Raw genomic sequence first — 18,533 nt, 5'->3', positions numbered from 1 at the left:
AGGAGCAGCAATGGAACACGACATGACCCAGGTGGACGAACAGGCGGTAGAGGCCTTCCTGCAGGAGGGGGGCACCCTTGCCATGCTCAATGAGGTCTCCAGCGACACCCTTGAGCAGCTCTACACCCTGGGCTTCAACCAGTATCACGCCGGCAAGTATGAGGAGGCGCACAAGATCTTTCAGGCCCTCTGCGTGCTGGATCATTACGAGGCCCGATTCTTTCTGGGGCTGGGGGCTTGCCGCCAGGCGCTTGGCCAATTCCAGCTGGCCATCGACAGCTACAGCTATGGCGCCATGATGGACCTCCAGGAGCCTCGTTACCCCTTCCATGCCGCCGAGTGTCTCCTGCAGATGGGGGAGCTCGAGGGGGCCGAGAGTGGCTTCCACTCGGCCCAATTGCTGGCGGCAGCAAAGCCGGAGCTGGCGGAATTGGCCGCTCGCTCCGGCATCATGTTGGAAGCAGTCAAAGCAAAAAAGGATATGGATGATGCATCCGATAAGCAGTGATCGTCCTCTCACCATCGGAGGGACTCAACTTCCTCTGATCGAGGGCAACAAGGGCGCCGGTCAGACTACCCAGGTGGCGGCCGGAGAGATTAACGGCAGAAACGGGAGGCGCGCTCAGGGGGTGGCTCTGCCGCAACCCAAGCCCGGTATCAACCAGCAGGTGAGTGCGGCTCAGCAGCAGGAACTGGGCCAGCTGATGAAGACGGTCCAGCAGGGGGCCGCCAACGCCGCCAAGTTGCTGGGCAGCAGTACCCTGCTGACCAGGCTGGCCTTCACCTCCCCCGAGGCGTTCGAGATCGAGCTGGGCAAGATGACCAGCGAGCTGGAGCAGACCCAGAAGAAGTTGAAGCTGGCCGATATCGAGCGAACCCGCGCCGAGAACCTGAAAAAGATCGATGAAAACCAGACCAAGATGAAGGAGGCCAGCGAGGCCGCCGAGAAGGCCAAGAAGTCCGGCCTGGCCTCCAAGATCTTCGGCTGGATCAGCGCCATCGCCTCCATCGTCATCGGGGCCATCCTGGTTGCCACCGGGGTCGGTGCCGCAGCCGGCGCCCTGATGATCGCCGGTGGTGTGGTCGGTGTGGTCAACATGGCGGTGCAGCAGGCCGCCGCAGATGGCCTCATCTCCAAGGAGGTGATGGACAAACTGGGGCCCGCCCTGATGGGCATAGAGATAGCCCTTGCCGTGCTGTCTGCCGTGGTCACCTTTGGCGCCGGGGCCGCCGGAGCCATCGCCAAGGCGGGCGCCAAGATAGGCGGCAAGGTGGCCGATGTGACCGCCAAGATGGCCGTCAAAGCCGCTGATCTGTCCGCCAAGCTGGGAAGTTCGGCCGCGAGCACTGTCGCCAAGACCGTCAAGCTTGGTACCCAGACGGCGGATCTCGTGCTCGACGTGGGCAATGGCGTCTCCAAGACGGTCGATAGCGCGCAGCAGGCCAACGTGCAGAACAAGCAGGCGGATCTGCTGGAGAACCGTCAGGCCATGACCTTGCTGCAAGGGGTCATGGAGAAACTGAAGGAGGCTCTGTCGCAGATGACGGAGGCCTTCCAGCAGGTGATGGAGATGATCTTCCAGATGATCACGGCCAAGGGGGCCATGCTCAACAACCTCGCCAGCAGGCCGGCAGCCATTTAAGGAGACTGTGATATGCAGATCAATAGCAATACCCAGACTAACAACACCATCTCCGTCGGCGGTGAAGGGATCCAGGGCAAGGAAGGCGTCATCAGACAGGGAACGTCCCATGAAGCGGGCAATAACCAACCCGCCAAGGGACCCCAATCCCAGCCAAGGCCCGAACTGATCCGGCCACGGCAGGGGCCGGATGTGGGCCTGCTGACCAAAGGCGGTTCTGAGCTCGACAACGTCCTCAGCATCATGAGCCTGTTGTTCGAGATGGCGCGCAAGGCTCGCGAGATGGGGCTGCTGCAGCGGGACATGGAGAATCTGGCCGTGATCTCCGCCCAGCAGGATCAGGTGAACGAGATGCGCAGCGGCGCCAAGCTGATGATCGCCATGGCGGTGGTGTCCGGCGTGATGACGGGGATCTCGGCTGTCATGGGGGGCTTCTCCATGAGCAAATCGGTCAAGGCCATCAAGCAGGACAAGGCCCTCAACGCCAACATCGCCGGGCGAGAGAAAAGTCTGCAGCAGGTGGGGGAGATGAAGAAGGCGGCAGGCCTTGATGTGGGGGATGCGGGCCAGGAACTGGCGACGAGGAACCAGCATGACAAGGCGGCCTTGAAGACCCTGAACAAGAAGTTCGAAGCCAATAATAGCCGCCAGCAGCTGGCCAGTACCGTGCTGCAGGGAGGCACCCAGATGGGCAATAGCGCCATCCAGCTGCATCAGGGCTACTCCCAGGCGGATGCCAAGGAAGATGAGGTGCGTTCCAGCATTGCCCAGACCCAGAAGCAGAAGGTGGAAGATCTGATGAATTTCAACGCCAGCTTCATGAAGGATGTGCTGCAGATGATGCAGCAATATGCCCAGAGCCATAATCAGGCCATGCGCGCCGCATTTGGCGTCGCATAAACGCAACGTGATCTTCAAGGCGCCTTCTGGCGCCTTTTTTCGGCCATTTTTCTTAAAAGTGCCGCCCTTGAGTGACAGCCCGCGCCGCGCCGGCAGGCTAACATCCTCCTCTCTCTGCTGGAGGACATCATGGACCTAACTGCCACCATCAATCGATTGCTCACTGAATTTGCGGCCAAATACGGGTTGCCATCCCTGTCCCTCAATACGGAGGGGGTGGCGGCGCTGTGCTTTGACGAGCGCTTGCAGCTCAGCCTGATCCTGGTCCCCGAGCGGGATCATCTGGTGTTGCAGGTCGATGTGGCCGAGCTGCATCAGGTGGGGGAGGGGATCTTTCGCCAGTTGGCCTGCTTCAATCGCCACTGGTATCAGTTCAATCTGCACTTCGGCTTCGATGAGGAGAGCCTGACGGTGCAGCTCTATCGTCAGATGAACGTGAGTCGGCTGACGCTGGCGCACCTCGAAGAGAGTCTCTCCAGCATGCTGGATCATGCCGAGTTCTGGCAGGAACTGCTGCTGCCTCAACCGCAGTCGGAGCACTGCGGTGATGAGATGATGGGGGTCAGGGTGTAAGCCATGAAGATACAGGAATCACAAGCTGGCACCGTGCTTCAGGCGGTGGAGCAGACGATGGGAACCTTTGCCGACCGAACCATGACGGCTGTGCCGGTCACGACGAGGCAACTGCCCCTGTCGACGCTGCTGCGAGGGAGCATCAGCCTGGACAGGTCGCAGGAGCTGACGCTGCAGCGCCTGCAGCAGGGGGAGCACCAGCCCCTGACCGAACGCAGGATCCGTGCGATATGAGGCTCCCGCTGGTGTGGGGGCTGCTGACCCTGCTCGGTGGCTGTGTGGCGACCCCGGTGGTGCCCCCCTCTTCCCCGCAATTGAAGGGAGAGGTGCGTCTCGTTGGCCCCCTGCCGCGCCCGGCCAGGGTAGAGGTTGTTGTGCTGAGCATGATGGACGGTCGCCCATTGCCCGTGGCGGCGACCGAATACGAGGTGACAGTATTGCCACTGATGTTTGATCTGCGGCTGGCCCCCTTGCAACTGGCCGAGGGGCAAATTTATGTGCGCACCCGGCTGCGTTTTATTGGCAATTCGGCGATACAAGCCGCCCATCAGCAGGAAGTTTTTAAGGCGTTTAATGGCGAGTCCGTCGTTATTAATTTGAAACCAAGATCCTGCTATCCACAATGTCGGTAGATGAGTGTCTTGTAAATAACATTGAAATCAAATGCTTGCCGATTCGTTGAATCAAATGAGATGTTTATTTTTTTAACGAACTATCTCTTGAAATGGCAATTGTTTTTAATAAGAGCGGTTGTAGTGCATTGGCTCTAATTTTTGGCTGGTTTTTCTGCTAATAGCTGTTGTAGGATGCCTCCCCCTATTTCAATGTCGATTAATTAACCGTTCACATTGGAATCAGTTAATTCTAAACAAATAAATAAAACGCCAATAATAAGGCACCCTGCGAAGACCTGATCTCGCCGAGGTGTCACTGGCATCACGCGCAGATTCAGGAAAACAAAAATATGAAGGGCATTTCTACCGCAGAGAAGGGTGATATAACCCAGCTCCAATGGTGCATGTCTGATGTTAGCGTCATCGAACATCAACAAGAGGGGATATATATCCTTTTGGAGGGAGAGATGACCTGGCAGGACTGCACCGAGACCCATGAATTATCCTCCAGCGAGCTGATCTTCGTGCGTCGTGGCAATTATGCGGTCCGCACCGGTAACGCTCCCTGCCATCTGCTTTGGCTACCCCTTTCGAGTGGTTTTTTGCAGGGATTCCTGCAACGCTTCGGTGCATTGCTGAGCGAGGTACCCCGAATAGATGGCATGGCACCCAGCTTGTTGCCATTCCATGCCTCTCCCCTATTACAGCAATGTATTCAGGGACTTCGAGGCCTGACCGAACATGAATATCCGCCTGCGCTCTCCCAATTGCGTACCGAGGAACTGCTGTTCCTGCTGGCATTCGGTGAACAGGGCCCTCAATTAATGTCCATACTGCGCCAGTTGAGCAACCGCCAGGTCGAGCGACTGCAGCACTTCATGGAGAAGCATTATTTGATGGAGTGGAAATTGAGCGAATTCTCCAGAGAGTTCGGGATGGGGCTGACGACTTTCAAGGAATTATTTGGTTCTATTTATGGCGTCTCCCCGCGAGCCTGGATCAGCGAGCGCCGTATTCTCTATGCTCATCAGTTATTGCTCAATAGCGAGATGAGCATCGTCGATATCGCCATGGAGGCCGGGTTCTCCAGCCAGTCCTATTTTACCCAGAGCTATCGCCGCCGTTTCGGTTGTACTCCGAGCCGTGCCAGGCATGGGAAGGATTAACGCCGGACTAAAATAATCTGACGTTTTTTATAAGCCAGCGGAGGACGCAATGGATAGAATGGCCCCCATAACGACACATCATCCCATCGTTGCCCGCAGCAAGATGAGCAAGGCATAGCATGAGCCAGCAAGATCACCATTCACCGAACCAGGGCCTGTTTGCAGGTCGTCGGGTCACCGTTGTCCAGTCAGACAGTCTGAAGCGAGATCGTCTGGTCGGGCGGCTCTCCGCGCTCTGTTATCAGGAGGCCGGCGTGATCACCTCGCAGCAGATGGCGCTGTTGCAGCGCCTCGTGCCGAGAGCACGGCTGGAGAGCTTGCTGGAATCCATCTGGTTTCAGCGCCGTCTGGATGCTGCCCTGGTCCTGTCACGCCAGGAGCTGCAGCAGATCCTGCGTGCCGCGGGCAGTGAGCGCAGCGACTGGTTGCAGCAACTGGGTGATCCCATCAACCTGGCCGAGTGGCCACTGTTGTGGCACTGGGTGCTCCATCCCTTGCACCGCTGGTGGGTTCAACGCCTGGAACCTCTCTACGGCAGCTGGCTCAACGAGCTGGAGCAGCTGCAGGTGATGCGGAGGCAGTTGAATGCCCAGTCGGTGTTCTGGCAGACGGTCGTCGAGGCCCCGGCGGATCTCGAGGCGCGGATAACCGAGCAGCTTGCCCAGCTGTCGAGGCGTGAGCAGGAGCTGCAACTGCAGAGGACGCAATGCGAGGAGCGTCTCCAGCTGGCGTGGCCTGCCTGGTATGCCAGGCAGGCCCAAGAGGGGGATCCGGATTGCCTGATGCCTGTCCCCATCGAGCTCGGCACATTCTGGCAAGCCCTGTGCGCCTTGCCGGAGCAACCGGCGGCGGCCCGGACCCTGCACACCTGGCTCGTTGAGAGGGGGCTTGCCCTGGGTCAGGATCACTTCTACTGGCAGCCGCCCGAGCGTTAGCCAGCCCGAGGAACTATGCAAATTCTACTGAATCGATTGGCCGCAAAGCTCGGCCAAGGGGCTTTCGTTGCCGACGCCCAGGGAAAGTATCAGCTGCGGCTTGATGGCTACCCCCTCTTCTTGACCCCCAGAGCCGGCGAGCTGCTGTTGAGCACCCCCTTGGCAAGCAGCCTGAGCGCGCACGGGGAGGTCCATGATCCGGCGTTGTTGAAGCGTCTGCTGCAACAGGTCGTGGCCTGGGGACGTCAGGCCCCCCACGCGCTGGTGCTCGATGGTCTGGGCAACCTGCAGCTGGAGGCCAGGCTCGGCCTGGAGTGGCTCGACGAGCAACGGCTGGAAGAGCGTCTGAGCCAGCACATCGCCCTGCTGGAGCGACTGGAGCCCCAATTGACCGAGGCCGCCCTGGCCCCCCAATGGAGACAGATGATATGGCACCCCTGAGTGTGCGGCCGAGAGTGTGGCTGAGTGTGCTGCGCCTGACAGGCCCTCTGCTGACACTCTGCATCGGCACCCTGCTCGCGCTGCGACCCGCGACGGCCCAGGAGCTGGATTGGCTACCCATGCCTTACAACTATGTGGCGGAAGGGGAGAGCTTGCGCGATGTGCTGGTCAACTTCGGAGCCAACTACGAGGTGTCGGTCGTTGTCAGCGACAAGGTCAACGATCAGGTCAACGGCCAGTTCGAACACGATGAGCCTCAGGCCTTTCTGCAGCAGCTTGCCTCCCTCTACAACCTGGTCTGGTACTACGACGGCAGCGTGCTCTATGTGTTCAAGAACGGGGAGGTGCAGTCCCGCCTCATCAACCTGGAGCGGACGGGAGCGGCGGAACTCAAGCAGGCGCTGCAGCGCGCCGGGATCTGGGAGCCCCGATTCGGCTGGCGTCCAGACGCGGACAATCGCCTGGTCTATGTCTCCGGCCCTCCGCGCTATCTGGAGCTGATCGAGCAGACCGCGGTGGCGCTGGAGCAGCAGTTTCAGCTGCGCAGCGAGAAGACGGGACCGCTGGCCATCGAGGTATTTCCGCTCAAGTATGCTTCGGCCGTCGATCGTTCCATCCAGTACCGGGATACCGATGTGGACGCGCCGGGTGTGGCCACCATACTGGCCCGCCTGTTGAGCGATGCCGGGGTACAGGTGGTCAACGGGGAGGGCAACAAGGGGGCTGTGTCCACCTCGGGACAGGCCGTCGTCCAGGCCGATCCCGCGCTCAATGCCGTGATAGTGCGCGACGCGCCGGAACGGATGGCGATGTACGGCAAATTGATCGCGGCGCTCGACAAGCCCGCCGCCCGCATCGAAGTGGCGCTCTCCATCATCGACATCAACGCCGAGGATCTCTCCCAGCTGGGGGTGGATTGGCGGGTCGGGATCAGCACGGGCAAAAACCAGCAGGTGATCATCAAGACCACGGGAGATCGCAAGGGGATCGAAGGCGGGGCCGCGCTCGGCAGCCTGGTCGATGCCAAGGGGCTCGATTACCTGCTGGCCCGGGTTAATCTGCTGGAGAACGAGGGCAATGCCCAGATCATCTCTCGCCCGACCCTGCTGACCCAGGAGAACACCCAGGCGGTGATCGATCACAGCGAGACCTATTACATCAAGATCAGCGGGGAGCGCGTCGCCGAGCTGAAGGGGATCACCTACGGCACCATGTTGCGGATGACGCCGCGGTTGATCCAGCTGGGGGACAGATCGGAGGTGAGCCTCAGCCTGCACATCGAGGATGGCAATCAGAAACCCAACAGCTCCGGCATCGACGGCATTCCGACCATCAGCCGGACAGTGGTGGACACCATAGCTCGGGTCGGTCACGGTCAGAGCCTGCTGATCGGCGGCATCTATCGCGATGAGCTGAGCGAGAGCCTGAGCAAGGTTCCCTTCCTGGGAGATATCCCCTACCTGGGAGCCCTGTTTCGCAGCAAGGAGAGCCAGACCCGGCGCGCGGTGCGGTTGTTCATCATAGAGCCGAGGGTGATCGACGACGGCATCGCCCACTATCTGTCCCTGGGCCATGGCCAGGATCTGCGCGCCGGTGTGCTGGGTGCCGATGAGCTGTCAAACCAGAGCCTCTCCCTCGGCAAGGTGCTGGGCGGTGCCCAATGCCAGCCGCTGGCGGCGGCTCGCGAGGTGCAGCAACTGCTGCGCCAGGGGGGCAAGAGTTCGTCCCTGACTCAGTGCCAGATGGGGAAAGAGCTGGGGTGGCGTCTGGTTGAGATGAGCAAGGATAAAAAATGCAGCCCTGCCGCCAGTTGGTGCGTGCAAGGGATGAAAGATGGGGAAACCCGATGAGCTGGAAGTGCCGTCTGTATCGCGGATTGAACCGCGGGGCTGAAGTACCGCTGCCGGAGGGACGCCTGGTGATGGGGTCCGATCCCCTCCAGGCCGATCTGGTGCTGGTGGATGAGGGGGTAGCGCCGGTCCATCTGGTGCTGATGGTGACGGCCGAGGGTATCGCGTTGCAGGAGTGGGCCGAGGGGATCACCCCGACCCAGGACGGCATCGCCCTGGCCGCCGGCACCCTGCTCAAGGCCGCCACCCGGCTGGAGGCCGGTCCCCTGCTCTGGAGCTTCTGCGACGACAGTCTCTCGCTCCCCGAGCAGTGGGAACCGTCGGTTGCCATGGTCGCGCCGCCGCGCCAACCACGGCGTGCCGGTCGTGCCGAGCTGTGGGTGGTGGGGCTCTGCCTGACCCTGGTGGTCGCCCTGATCGCGCTGCTTGGCCACGGCTGGTGGCAGGGCAACGGTGAGAATGATGCCGCCCGCAAGGAGCAGGCGTTGCGGCGCTTCCTCGTCGCCCCGGCTTATCAGCAGGTGGTGCTCGGCGGTGGCGGGCAGGGGCTCTGGCAGTTGTCGGGCTATGTGGACGAAAACGGCACCCGTCTCGCCCTGCAGCAGTACCTCGACGGCAACGGCTTCAATTACCGGCTGGACATCCGCTCCATGGAGGATCTGCGCCAGGGGGCTGGCTTCATCCTGCAGAAGCTCGGCTACGAGCAGCTCCAGATCCGCAATGGCAAGGAGCCGGGCTGGCTGCGGCTCAGCGGCGAGATCGATGCGCAGGATCCGAAGTGGGGCAGGCTGGAGTCCCTCCTCAGGCAGGAGGTGCCCGGGGTGCTGGGCATAGAGAACCAGGTGCAGGTTGCCGGCGCCTATCGCAAGCGGCTGGATACCCTGCTGCAGGAGCAGGGCCTGGCCGGGTTGCTGCGCATACGGGAGACGGGTGATCGCATCGAGGTTTCCGGTGCGCTTGACGGCGCCCGGCTCGGCAAATTCCAGCAGGCTCAGCAGCAATTTCGCCGGGAGTTTGGCTCTCATCCCGTGCTGGAACTGGTCAATCAGGAGCGGACCCCACGCCAGGATGAACTGGAGTTCGACGTGCGCAGCGTGTCGCTGGGCCGAGTGCCCTACGTGATCCTGAAGGACAACCAACGCTATCCGGTCGGGGGGGCGACCACGGGCGGGGTGCGGGTGCTGGCCATTCGTCCCGATGCCGTGGTGGTCAGCAAGGGCAAGCAACAATACATCGTCAAGTTAACAGGAGTCGAGCGTCATGATGACCAATTTGGAAGCACGACTGTCCGGCGCTGACCCCGAGTTTGCCCGTGAGCTGCACGACAGGCTCATCCAGGCACAGGGGGAGGTGAAGCGGCAACTGCTGCGTGGAGGCACTCAACTGCAGTATCGACAGTGGGAACGAGAGGCCGACGCCATCGAGGCGGGGCTCATGATCATTGAGAAAATAGAGGGGAATAACCATGGCCAGTGAACGATTTTTTACCGACGGTGGACTCAATAACAACACGCTGGATAGCGTGGCCAAGGCGCTGAAAGATCAGGCTAATGAGAGCAATCAAGCCGTCAACAAGGCCATCGAGGACATGAAGAATGCCCCGGACAACCCGGCCTTGCTGGCAGAGCTGCAGCACAAGATCAACAAGTGGTCGGTTATCTACAACATCAACTCCACCGTGACCCGCGCCATGAAGGATTTGATGCAGGGCATCTTGCAGAAGATCTGATGATGAACATCCAACTCAAACGATGGCTGGCCGAGCTGGCGCTGGCGGGCACTGGGCATCACTGTCACCGGGAGGCCACCACCATCGCCGACTGGCTGGCGGACGATCCCGGCATGGGGGAATGCGTGACCCTGATCCGCCTCTCATCCCTGATGAACCAGGGGCATTATCAGGAGGCGCTGCTGCTGGGGGAAACCCAGGGTACGCCGGATGTGGAGCCCTGGCTCGCGCTGTGTGAATGGCGGCTCGGCAAACATGACGAGCTGGCAGCGCGGCTGGCGAGGCTGGAGGACAGCGATCAACCCGCCCTGCGGCTGTTTGCGGCGGGCCTGCGCGAGCAGATGGCGTCATGAGGGTGGATGGCGGTGAGGCCGCCCAGAGAACCGGGGTCGAGCCCCCCGCACCGGCACCCGGGCAGGGGGCGCAGCGCCAGTTTGAACGCCTGCTGGACAAACCGGAGGAGCCAAGCCTGTTCGCCCGTTGGCAACAGGGAGCGCCGCTCGAGGGGCTGCTGGATGGTGCTCCTCCTGCCGCCCAGCGAGATCTGCTGTGGCAGATCTATCAACGGGGAGATGAGTCGGCACAGGAGATCGGCAAACGGCTGTCCCGGCCGGTGCTCGACAGGCTGATCGAGCGTTTTGGCGAACGTCGACCACCCGTCATGGCCGCCATCGATCAGCCCGAATTGCGCGCCCTGATGCGGGAGTTTGATCCGCTGGCCGCGCGGCGGGAGAAGGTCTTGCTGAACGTGATGGCGGCGATCAAGGGTGAGCAGGGGGTTATACCCGCCGAGTTCGCCTATCTCGACGAGCTGGCTCGCCGCGAGCTGATGACCCTGATCCCGCTCAACGGCATGGTGAACAATCTGATGCGCAACTCGCACAAACTGGATCTGGAGGGGTGATGGAGATTTCACAAACGGCGCAGGCCCTGGTGACCAGCCTGGATGAACTGAAGGCAACCGAGGCGCCCGCTTCCCATGTCGTTAGTTTCGAGCAGGCGATGGGGCCTTCGTCCCAGGGCATCGGCGGCTCCCTGCTGGGGGAGCTGGGGGAGATCAAGCAGCAGTTCGCCGAGGCCAAGGAGAGCCTGAAGGCTGAACTCTCCACGCCGGGAGACGATCCCAACAGCCTGATGCAGATGCAGTGGTCGCTGATGCGCATCACCATGCAGGAAGAACTGATCGCCAAGACCGTCGGCAAGATGAGCCAGAACGTAGAAACCCTGTTGAAGACTCAGTGAGGTAGTGTGAAGAGAACGATGCTGATGGGGGTGCTTTTCAGTGCCCTGCTGCTCAGTGGTTGCAAAGTAGAGCTCTATACCGGGGTCAGCCAGAAAGAGGGGAACGAGATGCTGGCGCTGCTGCGTACCGAGGGGATCTCCTCGGACAAGCAGCCGGACAAGGACGGCAACATCAAGCTGCTGGTGGAGGAATCCGACGTGGCGCAGGCCATCGAGACCCTCAAGCGCAAGGGCTACCCGCGCGAAAGTTTCTCCACGCTGCAGGACGTGTTTCCCAAGGATGGCCTCATTTCCTCGCCGACCGAGGAGCGGGCCCGTCTCAACTACGCCAAGGCACAGGAGATCTCCCATACCCTCTCCGAAATAGACGGGGTGCTGGTGGCCAGGGTGCATGTGGTATTGCCGGAGGGTAATGAAGGGATCGGCAAGAAGCCCTCTCCCGCCTCGGCCTCTGTCTTCATCAAGCATGCCGCCGACATCCAGCTGGACACCTATATCCCGCAGATCAAGCAGTTGGTCAACAACAGCATCGAGGGACTGGCCTACGACAGGATCAGCGTGGTGCTGGTACCCTCGGCAGATATCCGCCAGATGCCCTTGGTGGCGCGCAATGCCAGCCTCTTCTCCATCGAGGTGAGCGAGGCCTCGAAGTGGCGCCTGGCCGGCCTGATCGCCCTGCTGTTGACGCTGGTAGTGACCACCAACCTGGCTCAGTACCTGTGGCACCGGCGCCGGAATCGCTGATGGCGGCCGGTCTGACGCCCTACCAGCTGCGCTTCTGTCCGGCAAGCTACCTCGACGAGGGATACTTTCCGAAGACTTGGTGTGGGTTGCGGGAGGCCTTGCCGGCGTGGCGCACACTCCCGGCGCTCAATGGCGCCCTGCTCGATGAGTTGGCATTGGGGATCGAATACGATCTACCCGTGCCACTCGGCGGGCTGGCGCTCTTTCCCCAAGCGGAACTTATCCTGCTGCTGCGCCGCCTCGGTGCCGTGCTGCACGGCGAAGCCATCCGTCACTGCCTGCAGGCACCCATGCTGCGCCATCTCATCGGCCTGCTGGGCGAAGAGGGTCACAGGACCCTGTTGTCCCAGCTCGATCTGTTGATCGGCCCCTGGCCAGACGGCTGGCAGCGCTCATTGCCGGCGCAGCCGGACGGCGCCTATCTGGAGCAGACCGGGCTGCAGTTCTGGCTGGCGGCGACGGGGGAGGCGGATCCCGGCTGGGCTCGGCGGCTCGTCTTGCGCCTGCCGCCTGCGCCAGCCGTGATACCCTGGCATCTGGCCACCGAGCGGTTGCCGCTGGCCAGGGTGCTCTGTCTCAAAATCGCGAAACAGGTAACGCCACAATGCTGCCATTTGTTGAAATAAAGAGTGAACACCTGCAACTGGTGCCCGGCCAGCGCCTGTTGCGCAGTCAGGATTATCAATCCTATCTGAGTGCACAGGCGCTGGTGGATGCGGCCAGGGTGCAGGCCGCCGAGATAGTGCAAGAGGCCCGTGCCGTGTACGAGCAACAGAAGGAACTCGGCTGGCAAGCCGGTATGGAGCAGGCTCGGCGGGAACAGGCGGTGCTGATCCACCAGACCCAGCTGCAGTGCCAGGGGTACTACCGCATGGTCGAAGGGCAGATGAGCGAGGTGGTGCTGCAGGCGGTGCGCAAGATCCTGCACGATTACGATCAGGTGGCGCTCACCCTCAAGGTGGTGCGCGAGGCGCTCTCCCTGGTGAGCAACCAGAAGCAGGTGACGGTGCGGGTGGCGCCCGAACAGGTGCAGGCGGTACGCGACCAGATAGCCAAAGTGCATAAAGACTTTCCCGAGATCGGCTATCTGGAGATCTCTGCCGACGCCCGGCTCGATCAGGGGGGCTGCATCCTGGAAACCGAGGTGGGGATCATCGATGCCAGTCTGGATGGCCAGCTGGAGGCGCTGTCGCGGGCCATCTCGACGACGCTCGAGCGAGCCGGCGCCCACTCCTGACAATAAAGCGTCACATCGACAAAATTGCGGCCGATGTTGCCAAACGACCACGGCGACTCTCCCTAGAATGGGCTCAATTCCACAGTCACAGGAGAATTGCCCATGCAGATCCAGCAGGTTGCCAGACAGTCCATCACGACGCAGACCGCGGCGTCCGAGCCACTCCATCATGAGCCGCGGGAGCAGCTGCCCAGCCTGGTGAGTACGCTGGGAACGGGGGCCGTGTTGCCGCTGACCCCGAGGCAGTCCCCTCTCACCGAGTCGCCGAAGGGAGAGGTGATCTGCGAGGGCAGCGGGCCGCGTCAGGTCAGCATCGCTCGTCATCAGGATGGCTCAACCTCAGTCACACTCCAGCATCCTCCGCTCACCAGCCTGGTGCTCAGCGGCGGGGGTGCCAAGGGGGCAGCCTATCCGGGGGCCATCAAGGCGTTGGAGCAGCAGGGCAAGTTAGCCGAGGTATGCACTCTGTCCGGTTCCTCCGCCGGGGCGATTACGGCGTCTTTGCTCGCGGCTGGGATGAATGCCGATAAATTCAAGAGCCTGTCCGATGAGATGGATCTCATTGATTTGCTCGATTCCCCAGTGAAAAAAATCAGGCTGGCTCAACATCTGAGTGGGGAAAATGGCAAGACGATCGCCGGACTGCTCGATAAGATAAAACTCAGCAAGTTGGGTAGCTTCGTGCAATTGCTTTGCAACATCTTGCCCCGCCTGCAGTCCGAAGCCGCCCCCCTCGAGAAGACGCTTAAACAGGAGTCGAGCCGCTCCGTATTGACCCAGCTTGGCGCACACCCTGAGCTGAGCTCCAGACCCGAGATCGTCGCCATCCGGCAACGCCTGCAGCAGGGGGGGGGAGTGACTTTCGGTGATCTGGCCCTGCTCAACCGCCATATCCCGGCCATCAAGGAGTTGAACATCACGGGGACAGGCATGTTCGATGGCCGCCCGCAAATGATCCTGTTCAATGCCAGCCTGACACCGGACATGGAAATTGCCCGTGCTGCCCATATTTCCGGCTCTTTCCCTGTGGTCTTCAGTCGCCCCGAGGAGCAGCATCAACCCTTCTTGATGCAGGATGAGCGGCTGTCGCTGCAAGATGGCGGCGTCATGCTCAATGTCCCTGTCCCTGAGTTGATCAACCCCGTTGTCAGGCACTCGCCCATTTCTGAACATGACAATCTGATCCTGAAATTTGAGGGTGGCAGCGACGAGCCCGCCGAGCGGGGGACTCGCAAAGGCGCCATTGCGGATTGGGTGGTCGGTGCACCGGTCGGGGCACGCTCTGCGTTGCAAACCAAAGGACTGGCCGCATTCGCCGATCAGATGGTGACAGTGCCGCTCAAAACCGAGCGCGGTGACTTCACCGGCACCCTGAGCGGCACGCTTAATTTCACCATGAGTGATGCCGACAAGCAGCATCTGCAAGACAAGCTGGCGGATGCGGTGACGGGGCATCTGGCGGGGAGGGCGAGCGATCGGCAGCAATATCAGTTCCACGATCTGGAGTCAGCCTTGCTGGCCCTGCCGGAGCGGGACTTTGCGGCCGTTGCGCTGGAAGGTAATGCGGAGATACAGGAAACCGTTCGTTTTCAACAGACGGCTCAGGAGCAGATCTCCGTCATAGTGGCATCTGTGTTGAGCCAGGACCCATCTGCCCGGTTGGAACTGTCTGGCTCATTATCCGATGCGCTCGAACAACTCGATTCACTGGCCAATTCCCCGGCCCGGCGAGACTGGCTTGTGGCTCAGTTCAACCAAGCGGATAACACAGCACTGGCTCGCTTGCTCAATACGGCTAGCCCAGCTGGCCAATTCCCCATATTGGATCAGAGCAAAGGTGAGGCAAGGCACCGTGAGGTGATGACGGTGGCTCACAACATTATCCATGAGGTGATCTATCCCTCCCTCTTCCGCCCAGGGCAGCCGGACAGCAACGTGGCATTGCTGCGCCGGACAGAGCATGCACTGGTGAATGCGAAGACGCCCTCTGAGGTGAACCTGGCCCTGCAGGAGCTGGCAGACAATTACGGTGCTCGCAACAAACCTTGGAGCAAACCCCGCTCCTCCACCACGGTCAGCCAGGCTCAAGCCTGGATGATGAAGGAGTAAGCATGCTGATTGAATGGTTAGAGGGGTTGGGACAAACCCTGCCCGTGGCCGGTGAGAGTCGGCGCATCCGATTCGAGGCATCGCCAGAGTTGTGGCTAGAGAGAATGGGAGATCAGTATGTGCTGGCGTTGCCGATGGCTCCCTTGCCCTCGAATGGACTCTCGGGGGTCATGCTGCTGTTGCTGCAGGTCAACAGCCCGATGTCGGCGTTGCAACCGACCAGGCTGACGGCTGACAGCAGTGGCAAGCTGTTGTTATGGCTGCCTTTAGAGGAGTTGGCCAGCCCTGAGGCATGTCAATCGGCCTGTGATTTGCTCCATAGCGCACATGGTGCGTTACAGCCTCTGTTGCAAGAGCCGGAAGAGAGCATAGTGATTCAAACAGGCAATCTCTTTGTTTGAATGAGATCCATCGGATGTCGTGCGGGTCTTTGGCGAGCGCCGTTGTCAGATGCAGGTGATTATCCATAAAGTCCGATGGACCTGGCTATCTGCCTGCTGAAACACCCAGCGACATCGCCTAGCCCTTCGACCCCCGATATGAAGCAACTCTTGGGAGAATCGAACCCATTAAGGGCGGGGACTTCGCCATCTTCATGGCCCAAGCGACTGCGTCGTTTGGGCTTTTTTATATCTGCGATTTCCAGCATACGCCGGCTGGTGCTCCCATGCCGCCGGCGTACTCTCTTCTTGCCCCGCTCGGGGCATCCCCCGTTCATACCTTTATCTTTTCAGGACCGCGTACAGCCTCATTGATGTGAAGGTGTCTGTGGCTCCGCATTATATCAGCCAGGGCAGGGTGGCCTTGGCGCTGTCCGAGATGGCGGTTTCCCGCTCCGGGTGGTCTTCCAGCAGCCGCTGCACCAGCAGCTCTATGATCAGCATGGCGCTGATCTTGGAGTGAAACGAGCCGGCGGTGAGCGGCCCTTCCGGTTTGGCCGCCACCAGCAATTGATCGGCCAGGGCCGCCAGCGGGCTGCGGCTGGTGTTGCTGAGCACGATGACATGGGCTCCTCGTCCCTTGGCAAGTTGCACCGTGTGCAGCAGATCCTTGGTCGACCCCGAGCTGGACACGGCGATCACCACATCCCCCTCGGCCAGGCTGGCCGCATTCATGGCGGCGCGGTGCATGTCGCTGAACTGCTGGGCCGAGATCCCCATGCGCAGCAGACGATAGCTCAGGTAATCCCCGATGATGGCGCTGGCGGCCACCCCGTAGATCTGGATCTGGCGAGCCTGATTCAGCAGGCTGGCGCTTTGCCGAAGCGCCGTCTCACTGAGCAGGGCCCCGGTATCCCGCAGGGCCGAGACGCTCTCCTCGATGAGGCAGCTGGTGGCATCCGTGGTCAGCGGCTGAGGCTGGCTGGCCTGCTCCTGCTGGGTCTCCAGCGCCAATGCCATCTTGAACTCGGTATAACCGCGACAACCCACGACACGGCATAGGCGGGTCACGCTCGCCTCGCTGGTGCCACTCTCGCGGGCCAGCTCTGTGATGGTCAGGTAGAGCACCCGCTGGGGTTGATCCAGCACGAACTGGCCGAGCCGTTGCAGGGTCTGACTATAGGTGGTGAGGCTGTGGCGCAGCATGAGCAGTACGCGAGGGGCCTCTGCGGCTTGGTTCAATGAAGACTCCTTCAGAACTGGCTTGATGCAAACTGGCAGTGATTCTAGCGTTATTTACCGGCCGAATGTGAGAGCTGTCACACCATAAAAATAATTATCATGACTTGTTCATTGTTTTGGTAAAAATTATCACCAATGCAATTCACTCATGGAGATTTTTATCATGTCACAGCCCGAGAAGACGGGAAGCAGCCCGTTTTTCGAGAAGGCGCAGCGCTTTGGCAAGTCGTTCATGTTGCCGATCGCCGTGCTGCCCGCCGCCGGCCTGTTGTTGGGGATCGGGGGCTCGCTCTCCAATCCGAACACGCTGGTGGCCTATCCCTTCCTGGATGTGCCCTGGCTGCAGGGGCTCTTCATTCTGATGGCCGATGCGGGGGCCATCGTCTTTGCCAACCTGGCGGTGCTGTTTGCCGTCGGGGTGGCGGTGGGGCTGGCCCGCTCCGACAAGGGCACCGCCGGGCTCTCCGCCCTGCTGGCCTATCTGGTGATGAACGCCAGCATCAGCACCCTGCTGAAGCTGTCCGATACCCTGGCGAGCACTAACCTGGGAGCTTCTGGCCAGGGTATGGCCCTCGGGATCCAGACGCTGGAAACCGGGGTGTTCGGTGGCGTTGTGGTGGGGCTGATGAGCTACTGGCTGCACAGCCGCTACAACAAGGTGCAACTGCCGCAGTTTCTCGGTTTCTTCGGCGGCTCGCGATTCGTGCCCATCGTCTGCTCGCTGGCGGCGATCGTGCTGGGCTGCCTCATGTACGTGGTCTGGCCGCACTTCCAGCAGCTGATCTTCGGCATGGGCGGGCTGGTTGATGCCACCGGTTACCTTGGCACCTTCATCTACGGCTTCGTGCTGCGGATGCTGGGCCCGTTCGGTCTGCACCATATTTTCTATCTGCCGTTCTGGACGACAGCATTGGGGGGCAGTGCGCTGATCGACGGTCATCTCGTGGAAGGCACCCAGCGCATCTTCTTCGCCCAGTTGTCGGACCCCGCTACGGTGCAGTTCTACGAGGGGACGGCCCGCTTCATGTCCGGCCGCTTCATCACCATGATGTTCGGCTTGCTGGGGGCCTGCCTCGCCATCTACCACTGCGCTCGCTCCGAGAACAAGAAGCGGGTGGCGGGCCTGCTCATCTCGGCCGCCCTGACCTCCTTCCTGACCGGGATCACCGAACCTATCGAGTTCTCCTTCCTGTTTATTGCGCCGCCCCTGTACGTGTTGCATGCGGTCTTCGACGGCCTGGCATTCATGCTGGCGCACATGCTGAACATCACCATAGGCCAGACCTTCTCCGGCGGTTTCATCGACTTCATGCTGTTTGGTGTGTTGCAGGGGCAGGCCAAGACTAACTGGATGCTGGTGCCCCTGGTGGGTGTGCCCTGGTTCTGCCTCTATTACTTCTCCTTCCGCTTCATGATCCAGCGCTTCAAGTTCAAGACGCCGGGACGTGAAGATCAGCAGGAGGAGATCCGCGAGACAGTGGGCGTCGACCGCGCCAAGGCGATCGTCGAGGGGCTGGGTGGCGCCATCAATATCAAGGATGTGGACTGCTGTGCGACCCGACTGCGGGTGTCGGTCCATCGCGGCGATGCCGTCAAGGAGGCACTGCTGAAACAGACGGGGGCACTGGCCGTGATCACCAAGGGCAATGGCATCCAGGTCATCTACGGTCCCCACGTCACCATCATCAAGAACGAGATTGAGGAGTTATTGGGCGCATGAGTTGTACA

The 18,533-nt window shown here is 60.9% G+C and carries 23 protein-coding genes; 22 read left to right on the top strand and 1 reads right to left on the bottom strand.

Annotated features, from left to right (window positions below):
- The first annotated feature begins 10 nt into the window (after positions 1 to 10).
- The 21 genes from ACRCYW_RS02140 to ACRCYW_RS02040 all read left to right on the top strand — a co-directional run bounded on the left by ACRCYW_RS02140 (position 11) and on the right by ACRCYW_RS02040 (position 15,584).
- Positions 11 to 508 (top strand): SycD/LcrH family type III secretion system chaperone, encoded by a 498-nt coding sequence (locus tag ACRCYW_RS02140; protein WP_438548532.1) that lies wholly within the window; start codon positions 11 to 13, stop codon positions 506 to 508.
- Positions 486 to 1,643 (top strand): type III secretion system translocon subunit SctE, encoded by a 1,158-nt coding sequence (gene sctE / locus ACRCYW_RS02135; protein WP_438548531.1) that lies wholly within the window; start codon positions 486 to 488, stop codon positions 1,641 to 1,643. Before ACRCYW_RS02140 ends, sctE begins: the two co-directional genes overlap by 23 nt.
- Before the next feature lie 12 nt (positions 1,644 to 1,655).
- Positions 1,656 to 2,543 carry a YopD family type III secretion system translocon subunit gene (locus ACRCYW_RS02130; protein ID WP_438548530.1) on the top strand — a complete coding sequence of 296 codons (888 nt, stop codon included), beginning with the start codon at positions 1,656 to 1,658 and terminating at the stop codon, positions 2,541 to 2,543.
- Between the two features lie 129 nt (positions 2,544 to 2,672).
- Positions 2,673 to 3,116 (top strand): type III secretion system chaperone, encoded by a 444-nt coding sequence (locus ACRCYW_RS02125; protein WP_438548529.1) that lies wholly within the window; start codon positions 2,673 to 2,675, stop codon positions 3,114 to 3,116.
- Positions 3,117 to 3,119: 3 nt separating this feature from the next.
- Complete coding sequence (locus tag ACRCYW_RS02120; RefSeq protein ID WP_438548528.1) at positions 3,120 to 3,350, top strand: T3SS regulon translocated regulator ExsE family protein; 231 nt, start codon at positions 3,120 to 3,122, stop codon at positions 3,348 to 3,350.
- A complete protein-coding gene (locus tag ACRCYW_RS02115; protein ID WP_438548527.1) occupies positions 3,347 to 3,748 on the top strand; it encodes a YscW family type III secretion system pilotin in 402 nt (133 codons plus the stop codon). Before ACRCYW_RS02120 ends, ACRCYW_RS02115 begins: the two co-directional genes overlap by 4 nt.
- A gap of 332 nt (positions 3,749 to 4,080) precedes the next feature.
- Positions 4,081 to 4,896 carry a helix-turn-helix transcriptional regulator gene (locus tag ACRCYW_RS02110; protein WP_438548526.1) on the top strand — a complete coding sequence of 272 codons (816 nt, stop codon included), beginning with the start codon at positions 4,081 to 4,083 and terminating at the stop codon, positions 4,894 to 4,896.
- Between the two features lie 119 nt (positions 4,897 to 5,015).
- Positions 5,016 to 5,831: a T3SS regulon anti-activator ExsD domain-containing protein gene (locus tag ACRCYW_RS02105; protein WP_438548525.1), complete on the top strand. Its 816-nt coding sequence runs from the start codon at positions 5,016 to 5,018 to the stop codon at positions 5,829 to 5,831.
- A 15-nt stretch (positions 5,832 to 5,846) separates the two neighbouring features.
- Positions 5,847 to 6,272, top strand: coding sequence for a YscB family type III secretion system chaperone (locus tag ACRCYW_RS02100; protein ID WP_438548524.1), 426 nt, complete (start codon positions 5,847 to 5,849; stop codon positions 6,270 to 6,272).
- A complete protein-coding gene (gene sctC / locus ACRCYW_RS02095) occupies positions 6,245 to 8,122 on the top strand; it encodes a type III secretion system outer membrane ring subunit SctC (RefSeq protein WP_438548523.1) in 1,878 nt (625 codons plus the stop codon). Before ACRCYW_RS02100 ends, sctC begins: the two co-directional genes overlap by 28 nt.
- Entirely contained in the window at positions 8,119 to 9,420 is a 1,302-nt protein-coding gene (gene sctD, locus ACRCYW_RS02090; protein ID WP_438548522.1) for a type III secretion system inner membrane ring subunit SctD, read from the top strand. The genes sctC and sctD overlap by 4 nt, the downstream gene beginning before the upstream one ends.
- On the top strand, positions 9,383 to 9,598 hold the full coding sequence (locus ACRCYW_RS02085) for an EscE/YscE/SsaE family type III secretion system needle protein co-chaperone (protein ID WP_438548521.1): 216 nt from the start codon (positions 9,383 to 9,385) through the stop codon (positions 9,596 to 9,598). The genes sctD and ACRCYW_RS02085 overlap by 38 nt, the downstream gene beginning before the upstream one ends.
- On the top strand, positions 9,588 to 9,851 hold the full coding sequence (sctF, locus tag ACRCYW_RS02080) for a type III secretion system needle filament subunit SctF (RefSeq protein ID WP_438548520.1): 264 nt from the start codon (positions 9,588 to 9,590) through the stop codon (positions 9,849 to 9,851). The genes ACRCYW_RS02085 and sctF overlap by 11 nt, the downstream gene beginning before the upstream one ends.
- The gene (locus ACRCYW_RS02075) at positions 9,851 to 10,204 is read left to right on the top strand and encodes a YscG family type III secretion system chaperone (RefSeq protein ID WP_438548519.1); all 354 of its coding nucleotides are present in this window, start codon (positions 9,851 to 9,853) and stop codon (positions 10,202 to 10,204) included. Before sctF ends, ACRCYW_RS02075 begins: the two co-directional genes overlap by 1 nt.
- The gene (locus ACRCYW_RS02070) at positions 10,201 to 10,755 is read left to right on the top strand and encodes a YopR family T3SS polymerization control protein (protein WP_438548518.1); all 555 of its coding nucleotides are present in this window, start codon (positions 10,201 to 10,203) and stop codon (positions 10,753 to 10,755) included. Before ACRCYW_RS02075 ends, ACRCYW_RS02070 begins: the two co-directional genes overlap by 4 nt.
- On the top strand, positions 10,755 to 11,093 hold the full coding sequence (gene sctI, locus ACRCYW_RS02065; RefSeq protein WP_438548517.1) for a type III secretion system inner rod subunit SctI: 339 nt from the start codon (positions 10,755 to 10,757) through the stop codon (positions 11,091 to 11,093). Before ACRCYW_RS02070 ends, sctI begins: the two co-directional genes overlap by 1 nt.
- Positions 11,094 to 11,099: 6 nt before the next feature.
- On the top strand, positions 11,100 to 11,837 hold the full coding sequence (gene sctJ, locus ACRCYW_RS02060) for a type III secretion system inner membrane ring lipoprotein SctJ (protein ID WP_438548516.1): 738 nt from the start codon (positions 11,100 to 11,102) through the stop codon (positions 11,835 to 11,837).
- Positions 11,837 to 12,463 (top strand): Yop proteins translocation protein K, encoded by a 627-nt coding sequence (locus ACRCYW_RS02055; RefSeq protein WP_438548515.1) that lies wholly within the window; start codon positions 11,837 to 11,839, stop codon positions 12,461 to 12,463. The genes sctJ and ACRCYW_RS02055 overlap by 1 nt, the downstream gene beginning before the upstream one ends.
- The gene (locus ACRCYW_RS02050; protein WP_438548514.1) at positions 12,442 to 13,074 is read left to right on the top strand and encodes an HrpE/YscL family type III secretion apparatus protein; all 633 of its coding nucleotides are present in this window, start codon (positions 12,442 to 12,444) and stop codon (positions 13,072 to 13,074) included. The genes ACRCYW_RS02055 and ACRCYW_RS02050 overlap by 22 nt, the downstream gene beginning before the upstream one ends.
- Before the next feature lie 102 nt (positions 13,075 to 13,176).
- Positions 13,177 to 15,183, top strand: coding sequence for a patatin-like phospholipase family protein (locus ACRCYW_RS02045; protein WP_438548513.1), 2,007 nt, complete (start codon positions 13,177 to 13,179; stop codon positions 15,181 to 15,183).
- Positions 15,184 to 15,185: 2 nt separating this feature from the next.
- Entirely contained in the window at positions 15,186 to 15,584 is a 399-nt protein-coding gene (locus tag ACRCYW_RS02040; RefSeq protein WP_438548512.1) for a hypothetical protein, read from the top strand.
- A 378-nt stretch (positions 15,585 to 15,962) separates the two neighbouring features.
- Here the strand turns inward: ACRCYW_RS02040 and ACRCYW_RS02035 are convergent, their stop codons facing one another.
- Entirely contained in the window at positions 15,963 to 16,805 is an 843-nt protein-coding gene (locus ACRCYW_RS02035; RefSeq protein WP_438548511.1) for a MurR/RpiR family transcriptional regulator, read from the bottom strand.
- A 163-nt stretch (positions 16,806 to 16,968) separates the two neighbouring features.
- Between ACRCYW_RS02035 and ACRCYW_RS02030 the strand changes: the two genes are divergently transcribed.
- Positions 16,969 to 18,525 carry a PTS transporter subunit EIIC gene (locus tag ACRCYW_RS02030; protein WP_438548510.1) on the top strand — a complete coding sequence of 519 codons (1,557 nt, stop codon included), beginning with the start codon at positions 16,969 to 16,971 and terminating at the stop codon, positions 18,523 to 18,525.
- Positions 18,526 to 18,533 lie beyond the last annotated feature (8 nt).

The sequence above is a fragment of the Aeromonas sp. genome (assembly GCF_051657805.1).
Classification (GTDB): Bacteria; Pseudomonadota; Gammaproteobacteria; order Enterobacterales; family Aeromonadaceae; genus Aeromonas.
This window is presented reverse-complemented; position numbering and strand designations above follow the sequence as displayed.